Consider the following 19,939-nt stretch of genomic DNA (forward strand, 5'->3'; position numbering starts at 1 on the left):
TTCGCTATGAGACAGGGGTTTTCAACCCCTGTCGGACTGGAAGTCAAACGAGAAATTCGATCGCAAATATGAATACTCCTCAACCTTCATTAACTAAAACAGAATTAAGAAAATCGCTCCTCAACACCCGCAAATCCCTATCAGCACAAGAATGGAGACAAAAGAGCGATCGCATCTGCAATCATCTCCAAAACTCGCCCCTATTCACCCAAGCAAAAACAATCCTCGCCTACTTCAGTTGTCGCCAAGAACCAGATTTAAGTCCCCTATTTGTAACTCCCCGCAAATGGGGATTTCCCCGCTGTGTCGGCAAAGAGCTATCCTGGCACATCTGGCAGCCCGGAGATGCTTTACATACTGGAGCTTATGGCATACTCGAACCCCTGCCAGATGCTCCTAAAATAGACCACTCAGAAGTAGATTTAATGCTCGTACCCGCAGTAGGTTGCGATGTTCGCGGCTATCGCTTGGGCTACGGCGGCGGCTATTACGACAGAATGCTCAGTTTAGCTGAGTGGGAATCAAAAGTTACGATCGGCATTATCTTTGAATTTGCCTTGCTCGCCCAACTACCAGTTGACTCCTGGGATCTACCGCTGCACGGCATTTGTACAGAAAGCGGTTGCAAAATTGCACAGCGAAAATCTTAAACGGGCATAAACAAATTAATTTTCCGCAATTATGCCTATATCCTCTTAATCTAGAATCTAGAATCTAGAATCTAAAATCTAAAATCTAAAATAGTATGGCCCAGCGCTACGTTCGAGTTAAAACAACACAAGGACACATCCATTACGGTTTACTGCAACTAAGCCACAGCGTTCAAGTATTTGATGCACCGCCCTGGTTACAAGGACAACCAACCGATTTGGAACTTTCACCAGATACTTACCAAATTCTCGCCCCGTGCTCTCCCTCAAAAATTGTAGCCGTCGGCAAAAATTATGTCGATCACGCCGCCGAGATGGGAACCCCAGTACCGGAAGAACCCCTGCTGTTTTTCAAGCCTCCAAGTGCTGTCATCCATGCTGGTGGAGCTATTCGCTATCCGCAGCAGTCGGAAAGGGTAGACTACGAGGGAGAATTGGCCCTGGTAATTGGCGAACATTGTACCAACTGCACTCCCGAACAAGCACACGGCAAAATTTGGGGCTATACCATCGCCAACGACGTAACAGCCAGAGATTTGCAAAAGCGGGACAACCAGTGGGCCAGGGCCAAAGGCTTCGATACATTTTGTCCCTTGGGGCCTTGGATTGTCCGCGAATTGAGTCCTGCTGCACAATTGCAGACTTTTGTCAATGATAGCGAGCAACCGGTACAGTCATCCCAGATCGATCGCATGGTATTTTCGCCAGACTTTCTCGTCTCCTACATCAGTCAAGTAATGACCCTTGTTCCCGGCGATGTGATACTGACGGGAACGCCGCAAGGAGTAGGGCCACTACAAATAGGCGATCGAGTCCGCATCGAAATTGAAGGCATCGGCAGTCTTGAAAATACTGTCACTCATTAGTTATGGGTTATTTGTGAGGACACGGCGAAAGCCTTTGTCCCTACGGGGAAGGCTTGGAATCTGCTGTATAATATCAATTAGCCCGTCAATTTTCACCAACTTTGAAATAGGATCATTCGCCCATGCAACTCGAAGACTATTTTGACTTTCAGCGGCCAGATGATATTCGGGTCAAAGGGACGCGAATCGGCATTGAAACTGTTCTATATGATTTCATTCATCGCGCGCGCACTCCTGAACAAATTGCTCAAACTTATCCATCTCTTAACTTGGAACAAGTTTATGCTACTATCCTTTACTATCTGCACAATAAAGAAGCCGTTAGTAACTACATTGCTGATTGGTTGGAGTGGAGCCATCAGCAACTTAAAGCACAAGAACTTAACCCTCCACTTGGTATTGTTAGACTGCAAAAACTGAGCTCGGAAAAAAAATTCCAACAAATCATCAATGAGTCTCAATTATCTGTTGGATGAAAATGTAGATCCTACCTATAAAGCTGAAATCCTTACACGCAATCCAAATTTGATAATTTGGTGTGTAGGCGAACCCGAAGCTCCGAGTCTGGGAACTTTAGATCCAGAAATTATTAAATGGTGTGAGGAATATAACTTTATATTGGTGACGAATAATCGTAAATCCATGCCCGTGCATTTGACTGACCATTTGGCTGAAGGTCATCATATTCCGGGCATTTTTATCCTCAATTCCAAGTTGAGTATTGGACAAAATATTCGGCAATTAATTTTTATTGCTGAGGCATCTTTTAATGATGAATATCAAGATCAAATAGTTCATCTGCGAGAGATTGTTTGAATAATTTGGTCTCATTGATAAGTAGAAGGAAGAATGTGGAAGAGAAATAAATTGGAGATGCAAGCAGGATTTGGTATAAACCCTATGATTTTCCCGATCGGAAAAATGAACGATTTTGCGAGGATACAGTTAACGCAATATCGAGATTTCACCTCATTTTGACAATCATAGGGATAACAACTAACAACAGTCAACTGCCAACTGCCAACTGACTAACGAACCTGCATATAAACAGCATCCGAAAGCGGAGGAATCTCTGCATAGCGTCCCAAAAGCGACTGCACGACGGCATAGACAAATGCAGCAAAAGCGCCCAAAAACACCATGTTATACAGAGTTTCCGCAATAAATGCGACTTGTAAGCCGTTAGAAAAAATCGGCAAAACCAGACCACACAGCATCAAAACAATGTCTAAAAGAATCGCTTGCATCGCATTAAAACGAATGAAGTGACTGATGTTTTCGTTTCTAACTACTCCTAAATACAGAGCAAAGAAGATAATCAAGCTAGCAAAGGGCAAACTATAAATTTGCATCAAAGGAGCTAGCGGTATCAACAACAGTTGCAGGACAGGAAACTGTGTAAACAGAAACCTGCCAAAGACAAGCCCGTCAACCAGCGGGAGCAAATAAGGCAAAGAAGCAAAAATTCGGTCTGGAACAGTTGTAGATCCGCGCCAAGTCATAATGAACTCTCCTGAGTCGATCGGTGAACTATTAATTCCTATTAAAATCAGCATAACGCAGCAGGCTCAGTTCCGACCCGCCCGGAATTTGCTCATGGGTGGGCGGATAGCAGCCTCAAGTACCAGATGCATGGCAACTTAGATCGAGTCGCGTTAATAGTCACCATGCCCTATTTGGCCCATGCCCTATTTGGCCCATGCCCCATGCCCCATGCCCTATTTGACCGATGATTATTTAATATTGGCAATGACGAAGCCCATTTGACACTCGTACCGATCGGGCAAATTTTCCGTAGGTTTAGCAACTGGATGTCCACAGCGAAGCTCTCCACCACTCCAGCGCGGTTGGCCAGTGCGATCGGCCAGCAAACAACTTTGGCAAACACACTGAGGGGCAAGCATCTGATTTTCCATTAAAATGACTAACATTTGATACCTCCGGCAGGTTTCACACCAGTAATTTCATTGTATGTCAGGAGTTGGGGACAAACGGCTTAACCTGAACACAACGTAATATTTATATCAATGGGGCGAAATCCGTAGTACGGTATAAGATCCCCAATTCCCAATCCCAAAACAGTCAAGAGGTTGATTATTGTGACGGACACTAACTTAGAATTCCTTTCCAAAACCGATCCGCTGATTGCCGATTTAATCGGGCAAGAGCTCCAGCGGCAGCGAGACCACCTAGAACTCATCGCCAGCGAAAACTTTACCTCCGCAGCGGTAATGGCAGCTCAAGGCTCAGTGCTGACCAATAAATACGCCGAAGGACTGCCAGCGAAACGCTACTACGGCGGCTGCGAATTTATTGACGGCATCGAGCAAATTGCGATCGATCGCGCCAAACAGCTATTTGGAGCCGCTCACGCCAACGTCCAGCCCCACTCCGGCGCTCAAGCCAACTTTGCAGTATTTTTGAGCTTGCTGGAACCCGGAGACGGAATAATGGGCATGGATTTGTCCCACGGCGGACACTTGACCCACGGTTCGCCCGTCAACGTATCCGGCAAGTGGTTCAAAGCTTTTCACTACGGCGTCAGCCAAGAAACAGAACAGCTCGACTATGACGAAATTTTGGCACTGGCCAAAGAAAACCGACCGAAATTGCTAATTTGTGGCTATTCAGCATATTCGCGAATTATCGACTTTGAGAAGTTTAGAGCGATCGCCGACGAAATCGGAGCCTACTTGCTCGCCGACATCGCCCACATCGCCGGGTTAGTCGCCACAGGGCACCACCCCAACCCCCTCCCCCACTGTCACGCAGTCACCACCACCACTCACAAAACTCTGCGCGGCCCCCGTGGTGGCTTGATTATGACTAATGACCCGGAATTAGGTAAAAAGTTTGACAAAGCAGTTTTCCCCGGCACTCAAGGTGGGCCCTTAGAACACGTCATTGCGGGCAAAGCAGTAGCTTTCGGCGAAGCATTAAAGCCTGAATTTAAAACTTATTCCGGTCAAGTAATTGAAAATGCGCGCGCTTTAGCGGCACAGTTGCAGCAGCGGGGTTTAAAACTCGTTTCCGGCGGCACGGACAATCACTTAATGCTAGTTGATTTGCGATCGGTAAACATGACAGGCAAACAAGCCGACCAATTAGTCAGCGGTGTGAATATTACTGCTAATAAAAATACCGTGCCTTTCGATCCGGCATCGCCCTTTGTCACCAGCGGTTTGAGACTCGGTTCGCCGGCGATGACCACCAGGGGAATGGGAACAGCAGAATTTACCGAGATTGGCAATATTATTGCCGATCGCCTGCTAAATCCAGATGATGAAAGCGTCGCAGCAGACTGCCTGCGTCGAGTAGCAGCACTGTGCGATCGCTTCCCGTTATATCCCCACTTGTACTTGAAAGTGCCGGCATTAGCTTAATTTTCCTGATCGGCAATGGGAAATTGGTAGTTGGAAGTGTACGGGTAAAAGGGTAAAAGAGCAGGAAAAGATTGAGAGTTGCCGGTAGCGATATTGACAAGCGGTTTTCACCAAAAATATCGATCGCCAATACGGTTTTTAGTAAAGATATTTGTCCGGCGGGGCTGGTTTGACTAACGGTATTTGTCGGTTGCGAAAGATACCGCTCAACTGGGCCCGCTCGCCAAATATCGACTTTTTTGCTCGCGAAAAAGTCGATATTTCAAATCGTTAATTCGAGAGTTAGAAATGAACAACCTGACAATTCGCCCCAAGGCAACTGCCATTGCGGCAAATCTCCGACTCCCAAACCCCCAGTCGCTCTTCAAGATGTTTCCTTGTTATAAGCCATCTGAAATGTAGTAGACTCTGCCTGACAGCCTAATTGCCCCGCACTATTTAAAATTAATTTCAGATGCCGTACCAGTATCTGTACCACATACTCGCTTTCCTGGTTTCTGCGATCGTCGTCCTCTGGAGTACGCCAATAGTCAAAAAAATTGGTCTCAAAAGCGGGCGAGTCGATCGGCCAGGCGAGCGAAAAGTCCACAAGCGCCCTATGGTGCGCTTGGGAGGAGTTTCCATCTTTCTCGGCACTATCACTGCCCTCTTATTTGTCTGGCTCTCAGGAGGCTTCATCGATGCTAACGGACAAGTTCTCAATCCCAAAGACGAATACGAAATTTGGGGAGTCACCCTCGGCGGCATCGGATTCTTCCTCATCGGTTTAGCAGACGACCTATTTTCGCTCTCGGCCTTAAAACGCTTGCTCATGCAAATTGGCGTATCCAGCATCGTTTGGTACGCGGGCGTACAAATTGAGTTTCTGACAGTTCCCTCCTTGGGACTTACTAATATTGGCTGGCTGAGCTTGCCAATTACCGTGATTTGGCTCGTAGGCATGGCCAACGCCATCAACTGGATTGATGGTTTAGACGGTTTAGCGGCAGGAGTTTCAGGGATTGCAGCAGTTGTGATGCTGATTGTTAGTCTGGCGATGCACCAACCGGCGGCGGCCCTGATTGCAGCGGCTTTAGCTGGCGGGACATTGGGATTTCTGCGCTACAACTTCAATCCGGCTCAAATCTTTATGGGAGATGGCGGGGCTTATTTTATCGGGTTTACTCTCGCTGGAGTGGGAGTAATTGGGTTAGTTAAAACTACGGCTGTTACTTCTGTGTTGCTGCCATATTTAATTTTAGCTGTACCGATTTTAGATATGTCGGCGGTGATTCTCGATCGACTTCGCAACGGCAAGTCACCGTTTATTGCTGACAAGCGCCATCTCCACCACCGACTTCTAGAAGCCGGACTGTCCCATCGATTTGCGGTTTTATTTATTTACTCACTGACACTGTGGGTGGGAAGTTTAGCCCTAGCTTTTTCGCTTCCCAGCGGCGTAATTTACGCTATGGGTGCAACAAGTTTGCTGGGATATGCTAGCTGGAAAGTTTGGAGACACGCTCGATAGTCAGTTGACAGTTGACAGTTGACAGTTGACAGTTGACAGTTGACAGTTGACAGTTGTCAGTTGACAGTTGTTATTAGTAAGAATCACTAATCACTAATGACCAATTTCCACTGCCCAATGCCCAATGCCCAATTCCCAATGCCCCATGCCCAATGCCCAATGCCCAATTCCCCAATCCAAAATCCCAAATCTAAAATCTAAAATTGAATGGTTGCTGAAATTATTTGTGTTGGCACTGAATTGCTGTTAGGCGATATTCTTAATAGCAATGCCCAGTTTTTAGCCAAAGAATTAGCGAGTCTGGGAATCCCTCACTACTATCAAATAGTTGTGGGGGACAATCCAGAACGTATCAAACAAGTGTTAGAAATCGCCGTCAGTCGATCGCAGCTTTTGCTTTTCACCGGAGGCCTGGGCCCCACACCAGACGACCTCACAGTCGAAACGATCGCCGATTTTTTTGGGGTTCCCCTCATCGAAAAGCCGGAAATTATTGCAGATATCGAATACAAATATGCCCAGCGGGGACGCACCATGAGTCCCAGCAATCGCAAACAAGCTTTAATTCCAGAAACTGCGGACATTCTGCCGAACCGCAGCGGTTCTGCACCGGGCATTATTTGGCAGCCGGTTTCTGACGTGACAGTAATGACATTTCCCGGCGTACCGGCGGAAATGCACTTGATGTGGCAAGAAACCGCCGTTCCTTACCTGCAAAATAACGGCTGGTGCAGCGAAACTATTTACAGCCGCACATTGAAATTTTGGGGGATTGCTGAGTCGGCATTGGCGGAAAAAGTAGATAGTTTTCTGAATTTAACTAATCCTACTGTGGCTCCCTACGCCAATCACGGCGAAGTCAAACTGCGGATTTCGGCCCGCGCGGAGTCCTCCGTGGCGGCGAAAAACTTGATTGAGCCGATCGAACAACAATTGCGGCAAATTGCCGGCTCGGACTGTTACGGTGCTGATAGCGATACCCTCGCTTCCACTGTCGGCCAATTGTTGCTCGATGCGGGACAAACTCTTAGCGTGGCTGAATCCTGCACCGGAGGAGGATTGGGGGCGATGCTGACTGGTGTTCCCGGCAGTTCGAGCTACTTTTTAGGCGGGATTATTTCTTACGACAATCGGGTTAAGGAAGGATTATTAGGTGTTAATCCGCAAGATTTAGCCGAATTTGGCGCAGTCAGCCACCAAGTGGCAAAACAAATGGCTGCGGGAGTTCGCGCCAGCCTCAATACCGATTGGGGGTTGAGCATTACAGGCGTCGCCGGGCCAGGAGGCGGCACAGATGCTAAACCTGTCGGACTGGTTTATGTCGGTTTAGTGGGGCCCGACGGTGACGTAGAAAGTTTTGAATACCGCTTTGGGGATGCCAGAGGCCGCGAGTGGATTCGGAATCTGAGTAGCTGTACGGCGCTCGATCGACTCCGGCGTAAATTATTGTTGGCAAAAGCGTAGAAAAAATCCTACGATTGGTCAATTGTCAACAGTTAACCGTAAGCTTAAGTTTTATTTAACACTCTCTACTCCGATATAATTCGGCAATTTTCCTTTTGCCTCTTGATTATCTGTAAAGATTCGTTATGATAATAAGATAGGACTGATTGGCCAATATACTGACTCTCTCCATTGCTCAAAATATCCAGCAAGCGAGAAAGCAAGTTTGACCTTTGGTTTGAAGGTCGTGCTTGCTTATTTTCAGATATTTAGCCGTCGGTTTAGCAATCTAGACTATAAAAAAAGGAGCTATCCGTTCAATGGAAGACATTGAAAAGGTGCTGGAAGAAATTAAAGAATGGGTTCGCAAGCTGATAGAAGGACTGCTGAGTCCCGATCCTGAACCGGAACTCGAACCGATTCGTATTCCTGTCAACCAACCGAGGAATCGCAGGTAGTCGGGACTGCATTAGAAGTTTGAGGTTTAAGGTTTGAGGTTTGAGGTGGCAGACGGGTTCTAAATCCCATGTCAAAACTCTCATAATTTTTGTTGCGCTGGAAATTTTAAAATTGTTAAATATCCTGGTACTTCACGGCCCTAATCTGAATCTATTGGGTCAGCGAGAACCTGGAGTTTATGGTTCTGCGACTTTAAATGATATCAACAAGTTGCTAGAACGAGAAGCGCAAGCCCTCCAGGTGCAAGTCTCAATTCAGCAGTCGAATCATGAAGGGGTGTTGGTGGATGCAATTCACTCGATGTTAGGGCAGCACCAAGGCTTATTGATTAATGCTGGAGCTTATACTCATACGAGTGTGGCAATTAGAGACGCGATCGCCGCGGTGAATATCCCTGCGGTAGAAGTTCATCTGAGCAATATTTACCGGCGGGAAGCTTTTCGGCATCACTCGTTTATCGCAGCGGTGGCGATCGGGCAAATCAGCGGTTTTGGCTCAGAAAGTTATCGGCTGGGGTTGCAAGCTCTAGTTAGTTACTTGATTAAAAATTAAAAATTTACCGATTGTAGCGATCGGATGAGGGCAGGTTTTAGATGGAAAACCAGCCCTTATATGTTTGGGTTGAATTCAAATTAATCACAAGAGTTAGGCAAAGAAGCAAACCAGGAAGAACTCTAAATTACCAATTACCAATTACCAATTACCAAAGAACGGGGTTTAAAGCCCCGTCCTTATAGGACGGTTTTAATTTCTTAATTGTCCTAATTTTCTCAGATGTTGTGGTATAGTATAATAAGAATAACACAGGAGAGAGAGGCATGAAAGCGCGGTATCGATACAGATTTTCTCCTAGTACGGAACAAAAAATTAGCTTAGCTAAATTGTTTGGTTGTACTAGAGTAGTCTGGAATGATGCCCTAAGAATTTGCAAAAACTCTGCCAAAAAACCTAGCTGTGCAGACCTGCAAAAAATTGTAATAACTCAGGCAAAAAAGACTGAGGAGAGAGCATGGTTGGGAGAAGTGTCGGCGATTTGCCTCCAACAATCTGTCTCTGATTTGGAAACAGCTTTTAAGAATTTCTTGGATTCTTGTAAAGGAAAACGTAACGGAAAAAAAGTCGGCTATCCAAAGTTCAAAAAAAAGACAAACAGCCAATCCGCCAAACTAACCAAAAACGGTTTTTCGTTGAGGGATGATTATGTTTACCTTGCAAAGATTGGCAGAGTTAAGCTGATTTGGTCTAGGGAATTGCCAGACCATCCAAGCTCTTTAACTATAATCAAGGATTGTGCAGATCGGTATTTCATCAGCTTTGTAGTAGAGGATGATCCCGAAGAAGTCGAAGCTAAGAACCACAGCGTCGGCATTGATTTGGGCATTAAAACCTTCGCTGTAATGAGTGACGGGACTAAAGCTGTAAGCCCTGACTACAAAGTGTTAGATCGCAAAATTCGCAGATTACAGCGTAAACTTTCCCGTCAAAAACTCGACTCTAAACGGCGGAATAAAACCCGACTGCAAATAGCTAGACTGCACAACCGAATTGCTGACACTAGAAAAGATTTTTTGCACAAACTATCAACTAACTTGGCTAAGGATAATCAACTTGTCATTTTAGAAGATTTGAATGTAGCAGGAATGGTAAAAAATAGGAAGCTATCAAGGGCAATTAGTCAGCAAGGTTGGGGTGAGTTTAGGGCTTTGTGCGAGGGAAAATGTGGGAAGTATGGCAGAGAGTTCAAAGTAATTAGTCGCTGGGAACCTACCAGCCAAGTTTGCTCAGATTGCGGGTTTAAGTGGGGGAAAATAGACCTCTCTGTGCGTTATATACTCTGCCTCAATTGCGGTACTAACCAAGACAGAGATGAGAACGCCGCCAAAAATATAAATAAAGTCGGGATAGGGCATTGCCACGACTCTAAATGAACATGGAGACGCTCGTAAAACTACTTCGGTAGTATCGGTCAATGAAGTGTTAAGAATCCCCGCGCTTTTAAGCCGGGGAGTATGTCAATAACAACTTGAGTTAAATTCAAATGCGGCATTCCCTGTTGAGCAAGTTTCAAGGAACCATCCTGGGGGCAGTTTTAGGAGACTCTCTAGGCCTGCAATACCAGAGGCAACTCGTGGGTATTCCCCCCCAAACAGAAGACTTGCAGCCGATTTTACAACTGACGAAACACCAACAATTGACCCTAAGAGGGGCAACATTGGTGTTGAATTCTGTCAACAGTAAAATCCCAAGTGGCAAAGACTCATCCGCATCCGGGAGACTTGCGGTAGCGTGTGTTCAAAGTTTAATTCGGTGTAGGGGTTTAGATTTAAAAGATTGGCGCGATACTTGGGAAGCATTTGCCAAGTCGGAAATCTATCATCCCCGCAACAGTGAGTTTCAAACCCTGCTTAACCCTGGTGAAGCTGCAATTGCTGCGCTGCCATCCGCGATGTTTTTTCACGAAAATAAAGCCAAGCTGCGAGAAAAAATCATGCTGGCGATAGAGGTTTGGCACAACGAAAACCAGCCAGAATGGGAAACAGCAATTTTAGCAGTAGCATATACGATCGCCCGAGCTCTCAAAGAAAGACTTGACCCCGCGACAGCGATCGAGCAAACACTTGCCTACCTGAAAACAGAGAATGCCTTAACAGAGCTGCTGCTGCAAGTGCAAATACTACTAGAAAAGGGAGCCGATTTAGAAACAGCCGCCACTCATCTGTGCAAAAGCGCCACAGCTTTGCGAGAAAGACAGGGCGAAGGTGAGAAAAAATTACAAACCGAGTCAATTGTCAATCCAGGAAATTTCATTCCCATTGCCTTAGCTTTCTACTGCTTTTTGAACACCCCAGAAGACTTGCGCTTGTCAGTGGTGCGGGCAGCCCGCTGTGGTATAGCCGGACAAATAACCTGTGCTTTGACAGGAGCTTTGTCTGGAGCCTATAACGGCGTTGCTGCGATTCCTGTAGAATGGCGACAGGTATCTTCGGCTGAGGTTAATTCGCTGCAGCTAGCCGACGGCCGAGAACCTTCGCTCTGGGGAACTGGCAGCGATGTAAAAATTGTAGAGTTAGCAAATAACCTGTTTGCTGTTTGGGCAGGAGTTTACAGCCCCGATGCCGGACTCGATTCCGCAGCGCTAGCCCGATCGGTGGCTGCACCTTATGTCATTAGACCTCGTAAAATATAAAGGTTGGAGCTTTTACTGGTAAGGGCTGAAGATTCAGCCAGGGTAGTTCGGATAAAATCAATCAAGATGCATAGTCAGAAATTCTGACAAAGCTGCTGGATAACAGTGATATATCTTCGACACAAATGAATACGCTCTCCTCATTGATGCGGCAGATTGAGCAGCTAGGGGCTGCGCGCTCACTGCGCCAACACATTGCTAAAGTGCAAAATGGCTGCAGCAAAGCAGATACCGAGCGCGCTGGCGGGCCTCTCCTGAGCCGTTTGTCGCGCCCGAAATGGCTTCTTCCCGAGACTTTTACTACTAGATTTACAAGTAAAACCTCCAAATCCAGCCTCAAAAATCAAGCTCGTTCCCCTATGTTGGCGCTGGTAGCGGTAGTTTCCCTAAGCAGCACTCTGGGCCACCGCTTCTACAACCAGCCGAAACTGGATGTGGGGACGAAAGCTCCTCAGACGATTAAGGCTCCTGCTACTGCTAGCATCCCCGATTACAAAACTACTGAAGAACAGCGGAAAGCAGCGCGGATCGGGGCTGTAGCGATATTAATGCTGGATTCTGCGGTCGATCGACAAATTTATCAAGAATTGCAACAATTTTTGCAGCAGGGAAGCGAGCTGCGGGAGGCGGTAGGCCCGTTTCCGTTTGCGAGTCCCTCGGCCCTCTCACTTGCTGTTCAGGTTTACTTGCGGGGCTGTCCTGAGTGGGAGTGGCGCTGGATTTTGGCGCAAGCGGGGGACAAAAGTGCAACTTCCGAGCGGTTGAGCTTGGATTCCCCCGCAGTTGCTGGGCAGACGGAGAACCAGTCTCGGCAGGAGGCTATCGCTCAACTGCAAGCTTACAGCCGATCGCTCCCGGCAGCAGACTTTCAAAGCCTGACAGACAGTATTTCCTCGGCTCGCCAACGCTATCTCAATGCTGTGGAGGCGCTGGAAAAACCGTCGGTTTCCGGGCTACCCCAGATATACGATACTTCGCTGTTTGGTTTGTCGGAGGCAGTGTGGCAGAAAACCCAAACCGGTATGAGTCGGGCGGCAAAAAGGATGGTGGCTCAAGGTATCCCGCAGGGCTTGCCAAAAGAGATTTTGAAAGAAGCTGTGAAGCTGCAAGTGGCAGATGAAGTGCCGTTAGAGTCCCAAGCTTTGGCGGTTGAGGGTTTAACAGCGATTTTGCAGCCAAATCTGGTGAGAGATCCCGAGGAAACCAAACAGCTAGCTGAATTAGCAGCCCAAAAGGTGAAACCGGTGATGATCGCAGTAGATCAGGGCGAGATAATTGTTGCACAAGGACAAGATATCTCGCAGGAAGATTTCGTGTTGCTCGACTATTTTGGTTTGAGCCGGCGGGGGGTGAATTGGCTGGGGCTGACGGGTTTTGTTTGTTTAGTCGCGGGGGCAATTGCGATCGTACTGCTGGTGGAAAGGCACTACCGGTTGCGCCGGAGAGATCATTTGCTATTGCTGCTGCTGACTTTGAGCGCGCCGGTGCTGGTGAGTTTGGGCCTGCCTTGGACGAGTTTGCCCGCGATCGGGATTTTAGCGGGTGGCTTCTACGGTTCGGCGGTGGGAGTGACTGTGGTGGGGCTGCTGTCGGCGCTGCTGCCCGTTGGCTTAAATGTGGACTTGATTCATTTGGTGGCTAGCGGGGCGGGGGGATTGCTGGGCGCTTTTATGGCCGGGCGGCTGCGATCGCGCGAGGAATTGGCTCTTTTGGGTGTGGCTGTCGGCTTGACTCTGGGCACGGTTTATCTCGTGGGGACTTTGATTGCCAGCGCGGCAGCCGGTGCTATTTGGTACGTCGTACTGGGTACGGTGGGCGCGCAAAGTTTGGCGGGTTTGGCTTGGAGCGTTGTGGCGATCGGCATCAGCCCTTATTTGGAACACGTTTTTGACTTGATTACGCCGATTCGGCTGGCGGAACTTGCCAATCCCAACCGCCCGCTGTTGAAGAAATTGGCCGCCGAGGCTCCGGGGACTTTTCAGCACACGCTGTTTGTGGCGAGTTTGGCGGAGGCTGCCGCCCGGGAACTCGGCTGCAATGTTGAGCTGGTCAGGACTGGGACATTATACCACGATATTGGAAAAATGCACGACCCGCTCGGATTTTGTGAAAATCAAATGGGTGGGGGCAACAAACACGATGAAATTAATGACCCTTGGGCGAGCGCGGAGATTATTAAAAAGCACGTTACCGAGGGTTTGGTGATGGCGCGGAAGCATCGATTGCCGAAGGCAATTCAGGCGTTTATTCCCGAACACCAAGGTACAATGTTAATTGCTTATTTCTACCACCAAGCGCAGCAAATTGCTGCAAAAGAAATAGAAGATTTAAAGATTGCTTTGCCAGATGCGGATAATTCAAAGTTAACAATCGCAAGTCGCCAAGTGAGGGAGGAGGATTTTCGCTATGACGGGCCGATTCCGCAGTCGCGCGAAACGGGAATTCTGATGCTGGCGGATTCTTGCGAGGCTGCTTTGCGATCGCTCAAGGATGCTACTCATGAAGAGGCGTTGAATATGGTTAATCGGATTTTGAGGGCTCGCTGGCAGGATAATCAGTTGATTGATTCGGGTTTAACGCGGGAGGATATGTCTCTAATTGCGGAGATTTTTGTGCGGGTTTGGGAACAGTTCAATCACAAGCGGATTGCTTACCCTAGTGCAGTTTTTACTCCAAGGTAGGAGGAAATTTTTAGTTAGGGAAAATCAGCTCGCATTTCAGTTGTGAATGAGATTTCATTGCGATTTGCCCCGCGAATAGCCATGCACTTCAGCATTGTCGCTGACAATTACCACAGGTGGTTTGATTCCTCAAAATTCCGAAGAGTCGATATCTCTTTCGCCGGCTAGGTGCGATCGCAATTTTTGCCAGTCTGGGGCATCGATCGCATTTGCAAATGCTACGATCGTATCTACGACCGCAGCGCGATCGATAATCCAGCGGATGTCTTGCAGTTCGTACATAAAAAATAAATTTTGTGAGTTGTGAGTTCAAAAGATTTTAATTTTTAACCGCAGATGAACGCGGATAAACGCCGATTTTTTGTGTTGATTCTATCCTTTGACTCCCGCAGCAGTTTCTGTTGGCACAATGTATTTTTGCAAGAGCAAAAATAGTCCTAAAACTGGAACAATAGAAATAATAGAACCCGCCGCAACTAAACGCCAATCTAAAGAAAATGTCCCTGCTAAATTGGCTACCCCTAAAGGTAAAGTGTAATATTCCGGTCTGTCTAAAACTAGCAGTGGCCACAGAAAGTCGCTCCAAGAACCGATAAATACGAAAATTCCTAGGGTAACTAAAGCTGGCTTAATTGCCGGAATCATGACGTGCCACCAAATGCCTAATTCGCTGCAGCCGTCGATGCGGGCGGCTTCTTCTAGTTCTTTGGGAACTGCTAGAAATGCTTGTCGTAATAAAAATATGCCGAAGGCTGAGGCTAGTCCGGGAAAGATTACGCCTAAATAACTATTTTTTAGTCCGAGTTGTACAGTCAATATGTATAGGGGAATCATGACTATTTGGAAGGGAATCATGATTGTGGAAACGATCGTGATTAAGATGGCTTCGCGGCCGCGAAATTTGAGTCTGGCTAAGGGGTAAGCGGCGAGGGCACAAAAGAGGACGTTGATGCTAACTGTGAGGCCGGCTATTAGGGTGCTGTTGAATAGGTAGCGGCCGAAGGGGTTTGTTTGCCAAACTTTGATGAAGTTTTCGAGGGTTGGCTGTTGCGGCCACAGTTGCGGGGGAAATTGAAAGATGTTTTCGTTGGGGGATTTGAGGGAGGTACTGAGCAGCCACAGCAAGGGAAACAGCATTAAAAGTGCGATCGCGCTCATGATGCTGTACGTCCACAGGGTGCTCCACGGTGAGGGAGTGTGGTTTGGGGAATTTGGTTTTTTAGTTTTGAGATTGTTCATGGTTGGGATATGATAATAAGTCCTTGCTTCGTGAGAAGCCTTGTTGTCCATAAGGGGATTATTGCCATGAAACCGTTTATTTACGAAACTATGTACATTCTGCGCCCTGATTTGGGTGAGGAAATGACAGACCAGGCGATCGCTAAATATCAAACTATTTTGCGCGATCAAGGTGCTGAAAACATCGAAACTCAGCACCGCGGCAAGCGCCGTTTGGCTTACGAAATCGGCAAGCACCGGGACGGAGTATACGTTCAAATGAACTATACAGCTCCGGGCGCTGCAATTTTTACCCTGGAACGCGCGATGCGTCTGAGCGAAGAAGTGATTCGCTATTTGACGATCAAGCAAGATGTGCCAGATGCACCTGAAGCGGAAGCGGAAGCTGAAGTCGCCGAGTAGGAGTTCGGTGAGTATGTCAAGTAGTACCAGTCTACTGTTTGACGATTAGGGCCGCTTATTCCCCGGCACGCCTTTCTTTCTTAAGGGCTACCCTGTACACACAACTTGAAAAACTAACGTCAGAGGCTTTCGCTCCCCCTGGCATCCTCCTGAAAAAGACGCTAGGGGGATCTTTGGAATTGTGGGTACAGCATAGTTTCTAAAGGGCGGGACTTGATGTTAATTGAAATTATAGGTGAATGGGCGATTGTTTTTCTAGGGGAGGACGATCGCTCTTTTTTGTGGGGAGGCTGCTGGGACTTAATCTATTTTTATCAACAAAGAAAGCTCGCTTTTTGAGGAGAGCGAGGGCGATTCACTTTGGCTCAACTCTATCTAGTTGACTACAAAAAACTTGACTGTGCTTGAGCATAGCTGCTTAATCATTGTAAATCTAATTGTGATCCGCTACTTATTAAATTTACTGTTAACTAAGGCAAATTCGACTTTCTTGAGAGGCAAAATTCTGCATCTATAACTCTGAACCAAACTATAAACTTATTTTGGCACTTGGCAATTAAGCTGTTGTGCATTTAAATTGTATATTTCGAGTCCCGATCAAAAATCGTCAAATCCTCTCCCCCGATCCCCATCGGACCCTCTCCCTCTCTAATACCATAGGCAATCTAGATGCAACACAGCTTAGGTAGCCGCTAAAATGTGGCTCTTAGCCCTCTTAAGTGACTCTGGGAAAATAAAAATAAGAGCCAAATTTTTAACTGTAGATATAGCGAGAATTTGAGCGTTTATTTTCTAACAGAATGGCCCAAATCAGGATTTTTGGTAAAAGTCTTATGCTATAAGCCTTCCAGATTATTTTTTGCCTAAAGTGACAGAATAGGGTTAAACGAGGATAACCCTAACCCTCTTCTGTCACCCTGGGAAAATAAAAATAAGAGCCAAATTTTTAACTGTAGATATAGCGAGAATTTGAGCATTTATTTTCTAACAGAATGGCCCAAATCAGGATTTTTGGTAAAAGTCTTATGCTCTAAGCGTTCCTGATTATTTTTTGCTGAAAGTGACAAAAGAGGGCTAATTTTCCTATCCATTCCAAAACCTTGTTCTAGGCGGGGATACTGTACTTTCCCAGCCTAAAGCTTGTAACCGTTACGCTTTATCAGAATAGAAAATATTTTTGATTTTTACCTGACTCTCTAGCTTTTAGAAGTGGGGTGCCATTTCCAGGCAACGGTACATCAAACGTCTTGGCAACCAAAGCAGCCCCAACAATGTAGCTTTCGAGACACAGGTAAGAATGTTGGGGCAAGGGTAAGACAAAGTGTGAGAGATTTAAGCCGACACAGCAAAGATAACTATAAAAGTTGCTAATAAAGCTGTATGGTTGAGTCTGTGATTTACCAGGCACATCTATAACTTTGCTGGACAGGGCAAATTTTAGAAGAGATCGAATTATTGCTAAGGTTGATCCCAGTTAGGTTAGTCAAAGATGCTAACGGTTTAATGTCACTGATTTTATTGTCCTCAAGGTTGAGCTTAGTCAGGTTAGTCAAGGATGCTAACGGTTTAATGTCACTGACTTTATTGTCCTCAAGGTTGAGCCCAGTCAGGTTAGTCAAGGATTGTAGCGGTTTGATGTCGCTGATTTGATTGTTCTCAAGGTCGATCTCAGTCAGGTTAGTCAAGGATTGTAGCGGTTTGATATCACTGATTTGATTGTGGGTAAGGGTGAGCCTATACAGTTTAGTCAAGGATACTAGCGGTTTGATGTCCTTGATTTGATTGTTGTGGATGGAGAGCCGCTTCAGTTTAGTCAAGGATGCTAGCGGTTTGATCTCCTTGATTTGATTGTTGTCGAGGTAGAGCAAAGTCAGGTTAGTCAAAGATACTAGCGGTTTGATGTCCCCGATCAGATTGCTGTCAAGGAAGAGCCCAGTCAGGTTAGTCAAGGATGCTAGCGGTTTGATGTCGCTGATTTGATTGTTGGTGAGGGTGAGCCAATTCAGGTTAGTCAAGGATGCTAGCGGTTTGATATCACTGATTTGATTGTTGGTGAGGGTGAGTGAAGTCAGGTTAGTCAAAGATGCTAGCGGTTCAATGTCCTTGATTTGACTGCTGGTGAGGTAGAGCGAAGTCAGGTTAGCCAAGGATGCTAGCGGTTCGATGTCGCTGATTTGATTGTCGCTGAGGTAGAGCGAAGTCAGGTTAGTCAAGGATGCTAGCGGTTCGATGTCCTTGATTTGATTGCTGTCGAGGGAGAGCGAAGTCAGGTTAGTCAAAGATGCTAGCGGTTCGATGTCCTTGATTTGACTGTCGCTGAGGTAGAGCGAAGTCAGGTGAGCCAAGGATGTTAGCGGTTTAATGTCATTGATTTGATTGTTGTAGAGGGAGAGCGTAGTCAGGTTAGCCAAGGATGCTAGCGGTTTGATGTCCTTGATTTTATTGTTGTAGAGGGAGAGCGTAGTCAGGTTAGTTAAAGATGCTAGCGGTTTGATGTCCCCGATCTGATTGCTGTCGAGGGTGAGTTCCGTGAGACTCGAAAGTTGTCTATCGGCCGCCTCGCACTCAGTAGTTCCCGCTTTCTCCAACAACACCTCAACAGTATGTTTAGTTTCAGGACTCAAAGAAGCCTTTTCGCGACACCAATCAGCAAATGTCCGTCCACTATCGCCCGGTTGGTTCTGCACGACCCATGAGAAAGGTGCATTTCCACTATTTTGCGACTGACTCGATACCACCAACATGAAAACAAGGATTAATAAAATCATAGGGAATAACCTCTGTGGATTTTTATATATTTCCCCATCTAGGACTTGAAAATGCAGAGGGTACGTCAGGAAATGTGACTATCCTGATTGACGACCGGAATCTTAACCCTCTTAAGTCACTCTGGGAAAATAAAAATAAGAGCCACATTTTTAACTGTAGATAGAGCTAGCATTTGAGCGTTTATTTTCTAACAGAATGGCCCAAATCAAGATTTTTGGTAAAAGTCTTATGCTATAAGCCTTCCAGATTATTTTTTGCCTAAAGTGACAGAATAGGGTTAGAAGAGGAATATTGTCAAATTTTGCCAACTGCTGCTTGATGTTGGGCCTGAATCCACGAGCCAAAGCTCGATCGCACTCCCTGCAACCTCGATCGAGATTCTCGCCCCATAGCCCAATTGTAAAGTTTTGTGACAATTTTCATTTGGTAGCTTTAGATACAGAATTGTCTGTTATAGTGATAGAAGAGAAGAAAAAACAAGCCCAACATTAATCTAAAGAATACCGAGGAACCCCCTATGTCTACCGAAAATCAAGCTCGCTCTCTGATGATGCGCCACCACCAACTGGTGAAGAACCGCCAGCAATCCATGCTCAACCGCACCGCCACCGAAGTCGGGATGGAAGATACGCACTACTGGGGTCACATTCAAGGCAAACCGCAGCCCAGCTTTCAAGCTAGCTACGATCGCAGCAACGCCACCATGAGCTAGGGCAAGCTCAATTTCCTCAATTGCCTACGCAGTTATCAAGAAATTGGGTCTAAAACCCCGTCCTTCTAGGACGGCTTTGTATTAAGATGGATGTGCCAAGGTTAAACTCCATCACCATCGTGAAACTGTTAAGACACACTTTTAGGTGTAAAAATTGGGCACAGTGCTGCGAAAACACTTAAAACAGCGAGAGAATCAACGCATTCTCTGTACCAGAAAATACATCATTTGGTTCAAATCAATTAAGTAGGGTAGGGCATACCCGAACTCTAGGTTCGTATCCTAGTACGCTTTTGGAGATAGACCCTCTGGGGTTGCTGTGAATTAGGCTCGTCAATTGGTGTAATTGCACGGTTGAAAAGTTTAAAGATTGCCGAAAGGACATAGTGCTTAAAGGTCAGTCGATGAATTAAGAATCCCTACGCCTTTAGGCTAGGGAGTGTCAAGTCCACTCAAGAACAAGCCCGCAACCTGATGATGCGCCATCAACACGTCGTCAAAAACCGTCAGGAATCCATGCTGAGCCGTGTGGCTGCTGAAGTTGGTTTAGATGCTGGTTCTCCAGCGAGTATCGATCGCAAATAACTCGTTTTTTCAAAGGCGAGATAGTTGAATCGAGTTTGTTCTTTGCCAGCTAA

20 protein-coding genes are annotated in these 19,939 nt (G+C 46.5%); 14 read left to right on the top strand and 6 right to left on the bottom strand.

Translation table 11 applies throughout. The annotated features are described in order from the left end of the window. The first annotated feature begins 68 nt into the window (after positions 1-68). The 4 genes from QUB12_RS22615 (at position 69) to QUB12_RS22630 (ending at position 2,332) form a co-directional block, all read left to right on the top strand. On the top strand, positions 69-650 hold the full coding sequence (locus QUB12_RS22615; protein ID WP_333308471.1) for a 5-formyltetrahydrofolate cyclo-ligase: 582 nt from the start codon (positions 69-71) through the stop codon (positions 648-650). Between the two features lie 95 nt (positions 651-745). Continuing rightward, the gene (locus QUB12_RS22620; protein WP_333308462.1) at positions 746-1,516 is read left to right on the top strand and encodes a fumarylacetoacetate hydrolase family protein; all 771 of its coding nucleotides are present in this window, start codon (positions 746-748) and stop codon (positions 1,514-1,516) included. Positions 1,517-1,638: 122 nt separating this feature from the next. Continuing rightward, the gene (locus QUB12_RS22625) at positions 1,639-1,992 is read left to right on the top strand and encodes a DUF433 domain-containing protein (RefSeq protein WP_333282991.1); all 354 of its coding nucleotides are present in this window, start codon (positions 1,639-1,641) and stop codon (positions 1,990-1,992) included. Beyond that, positions 1,967-2,332 carry a hypothetical protein gene (locus QUB12_RS22630; RefSeq protein WP_333282988.1) on the top strand — a complete coding sequence of 122 codons (366 nt, stop codon included), beginning with the start codon at positions 1,967-1,969 and terminating at the stop codon, positions 2,330-2,332. Before QUB12_RS22625 ends, QUB12_RS22630 begins: the two co-directional genes overlap by 26 nt. 212 nt (positions 2,333-2,544) lie before the next feature. On the opposite strand, the gene QUB12_RS22635 is transcribed toward QUB12_RS22630, so the two are convergent. Next, positions 2,545-3,018, bottom strand: coding sequence for a Tic20 family protein (locus QUB12_RS22635; protein WP_333308463.1), 474 nt, complete (start codon positions 3,016-3,018; stop codon positions 2,545-2,547). A 231-nt stretch (positions 3,019-3,249) separates the two neighbouring features. Beyond that, a complete protein-coding gene (locus QUB12_RS22640; protein WP_006631916.1) occupies positions 3,250-3,447 on the bottom strand; it encodes a hypothetical protein in 198 nt (65 codons plus the stop codon). A 168-nt stretch (positions 3,448-3,615) separates the two neighbouring features. Here QUB12_RS22640 and glyA point away from each other — a divergent pair, with 168 nt between their 5' ends. The 8 genes from glyA to QUB12_RS22680 all read left to right on the top strand — a co-directional run bounded on the left by glyA (position 3,616) and on the right by QUB12_RS22680 (position 14,179). Then, positions 3,616-4,899, top strand: a complete 1,284-nt coding sequence (gene glyA / locus QUB12_RS22645) for a serine hydroxymethyltransferase (protein ID WP_333060851.1) — start codon at positions 3,616-3,618, stop codon at positions 4,897-4,899. A gap of 454 nt (positions 4,900-5,353) precedes the next feature. Beyond that, the gene (locus QUB12_RS22650; RefSeq protein ID WP_333308465.1) at positions 5,354-6,409 is read left to right on the top strand and encodes an MraY family glycosyltransferase; all 1,056 of its coding nucleotides are present in this window, start codon (positions 5,354-5,356) and stop codon (positions 6,407-6,409) included. A 207-nt stretch (positions 6,410-6,616) separates the two neighbouring features. Beyond that, positions 6,617-7,873 carry a competence/damage-inducible protein A gene (locus tag QUB12_RS22655; protein ID WP_333143790.1) on the top strand — a complete coding sequence of 419 codons (1,257 nt, stop codon included), beginning with the start codon at positions 6,617-6,619 and terminating at the stop codon, positions 7,871-7,873. A gap of 299 nt (positions 7,874-8,172) precedes the next feature. Next, positions 8,173-8,310, top strand: coding sequence for a hypothetical protein (locus tag QUB12_RS22660; RefSeq protein ID WP_333081027.1), 138 nt, complete (start codon positions 8,173-8,175; stop codon positions 8,308-8,310). Positions 8,311-8,422: 112 nt separating this feature from the next. Beyond that, complete coding sequence (gene aroQ, locus QUB12_RS22665) at positions 8,423-8,863, top strand: type II 3-dehydroquinate dehydratase (RefSeq protein ID WP_138920973.1); 441 nt, start codon at positions 8,423-8,425, stop codon at positions 8,861-8,863. A 266-nt stretch (positions 8,864-9,129) separates the two neighbouring features. Beyond that, positions 9,130-10,239, top strand: a complete 1,110-nt coding sequence (locus tag QUB12_RS22670) for a transposase (RefSeq protein ID WP_333143789.1) — start codon at positions 9,130-9,132, stop codon at positions 10,237-10,239. A 110-nt stretch (positions 10,240-10,349) separates the two neighbouring features. Further along, positions 10,350-11,498: an ADP-ribosylglycohydrolase family protein gene (locus QUB12_RS22675; RefSeq protein ID WP_333109543.1), complete on the top strand. Its 1,149-nt coding sequence runs from the start codon at positions 10,350-10,352 to the stop codon at positions 11,496-11,498. A gap of 125 nt (positions 11,499-11,623) precedes the next feature. Then, positions 11,624-14,179 (top strand): HDIG domain-containing metalloprotein, encoded by a 2,556-nt coding sequence (locus QUB12_RS22680; RefSeq protein ID WP_333109541.1) that lies wholly within the window; start codon positions 11,624-11,626, stop codon positions 14,177-14,179. Positions 14,180-14,308: 129 nt separating this feature from the next. On the opposite strand, the gene QUB12_RS22685 is transcribed toward QUB12_RS22680, so the two are convergent. Both QUB12_RS22685 and QUB12_RS22690 read right to left on the bottom strand, forming a co-directional pair. Next, positions 14,309-14,461, bottom strand: a complete 153-nt coding sequence (locus tag QUB12_RS22685) for a hypothetical protein (protein ID WP_333143788.1) — start codon at positions 14,459-14,461, stop codon at positions 14,309-14,311. A 90-nt stretch (positions 14,462-14,551) separates the two neighbouring features. After that, positions 14,552-15,469: a carbohydrate ABC transporter permease gene (locus tag QUB12_RS22690; protein WP_333300754.1), complete on the bottom strand. Its 918-nt coding sequence runs from the start codon at positions 15,467-15,469 to the stop codon at positions 14,552-14,554. Positions 15,470-15,484: 15 nt separating this feature from the next. On the opposite strand from QUB12_RS22690, the gene rpsF reads away from it, so the two are divergent. Then, entirely contained in the window at positions 15,485-15,820 is a 336-nt protein-coding gene (gene rpsF, locus QUB12_RS22695) for a 30S ribosomal protein S6 (RefSeq protein WP_015176119.1), read from the top strand. A gap of 1,397 nt (positions 15,821-17,217) precedes the next feature. Here rpsF and QUB12_RS22700 read toward each other — a convergent pair. Together QUB12_RS22700 and QUB12_RS22705 are read right to left on the bottom strand one after the other, a co-directional pair. Further along, a complete protein-coding gene (locus QUB12_RS22700; protein ID WP_333143786.1) occupies positions 17,218-18,588 on the bottom strand; it encodes a leucine-rich repeat domain-containing protein in 1,371 nt (456 codons plus the stop codon). A gap of 295 nt (positions 18,589-18,883) precedes the next feature. Further along, positions 18,884-19,012, bottom strand: a complete 129-nt coding sequence (locus QUB12_RS22705; RefSeq protein ID WP_333143785.1) for a hypothetical protein — start codon at positions 19,010-19,012, stop codon at positions 18,884-18,886. A gap of 94 nt (positions 19,013-19,106) precedes the next feature. Between QUB12_RS22705 and QUB12_RS22710 the strand changes: the two genes are divergently transcribed. Further along, positions 19,107-19,301 carry a hypothetical protein gene (locus QUB12_RS22710; RefSeq protein WP_006631905.1) on the top strand — a complete coding sequence of 65 codons (195 nt, stop codon included), beginning with the start codon at positions 19,107-19,109 and terminating at the stop codon, positions 19,299-19,301. The last annotated feature ends 638 nt before the right edge of the window (positions 19,302-19,939 follow it).

The sequence above is a fragment of the Microcoleus sp. B7-D4 genome, from assembly GCF_036705125.1.
Taxonomy (GTDB): domain Bacteria; phylum Cyanobacteriota; class Cyanobacteriia; order Cyanobacteriales; family Microcoleaceae; genus Microcoleus.

Excerpts from the sequence above, each read along its gene's own strand:
- QUB12_RS22615 (WP_333308471.1), top strand. The coding sequence starts at position 69 with ATGAATACTCCTCAACCTTCATTAACTAAAACAGAATTAAGAAAATCG.
- QUB12_RS22620 (WP_333308462.1), top strand. The coding sequence starts at position 746 with ATGGCCCAGCGCTACGTTCGAGTTAAAACAACACAAGGACACATCCAT.
- QUB12_RS22625 (WP_333282991.1), top strand. The coding sequence starts at position 1,639 with ATGCAACTCGAAGACTATTTTGACTTTCAGCGGCCAGATGATATTCGG.
- QUB12_RS22630 (WP_333282988.1), top strand. The coding sequence starts at position 1,967 with ATGAGTCTCAATTATCTGTTGGATGAAAATGTAGATCCTACCTATAAA.
- QUB12_RS22635 (WP_333308463.1), bottom strand. The coding sequence starts at position 3,018 with ATGACTTGGCGCGGATCTACAACTGTTCCAGACCGAATTTTTGCTTCT.
- QUB12_RS22640 (WP_006631916.1), bottom strand. The coding sequence starts at position 3,447 with ATGTTAGTCATTTTAATGGAAAATCAGATGCTTGCCCCTCAGTGTGTT.
- QUB12_RS22650 (WP_333308465.1), top strand. The coding sequence starts at position 5,354 with ATGCCGTACCAGTATCTGTACCACATACTCGCTTTCCTGGTTTCTGCG.
- QUB12_RS22655 (WP_333143790.1), top strand. The coding sequence starts at position 6,617 with ATGGTTGCTGAAATTATTTGTGTTGGCACTGAATTGCTGTTAGGCGAT.
- QUB12_RS22660 (WP_333081027.1), top strand. The coding sequence starts at position 8,173 with ATGGAAGACATTGAAAAGGTGCTGGAAGAAATTAAAGAATGGGTTCGC.
- QUB12_RS22670 (WP_333143789.1), top strand. The coding sequence starts at position 9,130 with ATGAAAGCGCGGTATCGATACAGATTTTCTCCTAGTACGGAACAAAAA.
- QUB12_RS22675 (WP_333109543.1), top strand. The coding sequence starts at position 10,350 with ATGCGGCATTCCCTGTTGAGCAAGTTTCAAGGAACCATCCTGGGGGCA.
- QUB12_RS22680 (WP_333109541.1), top strand. The coding sequence starts at position 11,624 with ATGAATACGCTCTCCTCATTGATGCGGCAGATTGAGCAGCTAGGGGCT.
- QUB12_RS22685 (WP_333143788.1), bottom strand. The coding sequence starts at position 14,461 with ATGTACGAACTGCAAGACATCCGCTGGATTATCGATCGCGCTGCGGTC.
- QUB12_RS22690 (WP_333300754.1), bottom strand. The coding sequence starts at position 15,469 with ATGGACAACAAGGCTTCTCACGAAGCAAGGACTTATTATCATATCCCA.
- rpsF (WP_015176119.1), top strand. The coding sequence starts at position 15,485 with ATGAAACCGTTTATTTACGAAACTATGTACATTCTGCGCCCTGATTTG.
- QUB12_RS22700 (WP_333143786.1), bottom strand. The coding sequence starts at position 18,588 with ATGATTTTATTAATCCTTGTTTTCATGTTGGTGGTATCGAGTCAGTCG.
- QUB12_RS22705 (WP_333143785.1), bottom strand. The coding sequence starts at position 19,012 with ATGAAAATTGTCACAAAACTTTACAATTGGGCTATGGGGCGAGAATCT.
- QUB12_RS22710 (WP_006631905.1), top strand. The coding sequence starts at position 19,107 with ATGTCTACCGAAAATCAAGCTCGCTCTCTGATGATGCGCCACCACCAA.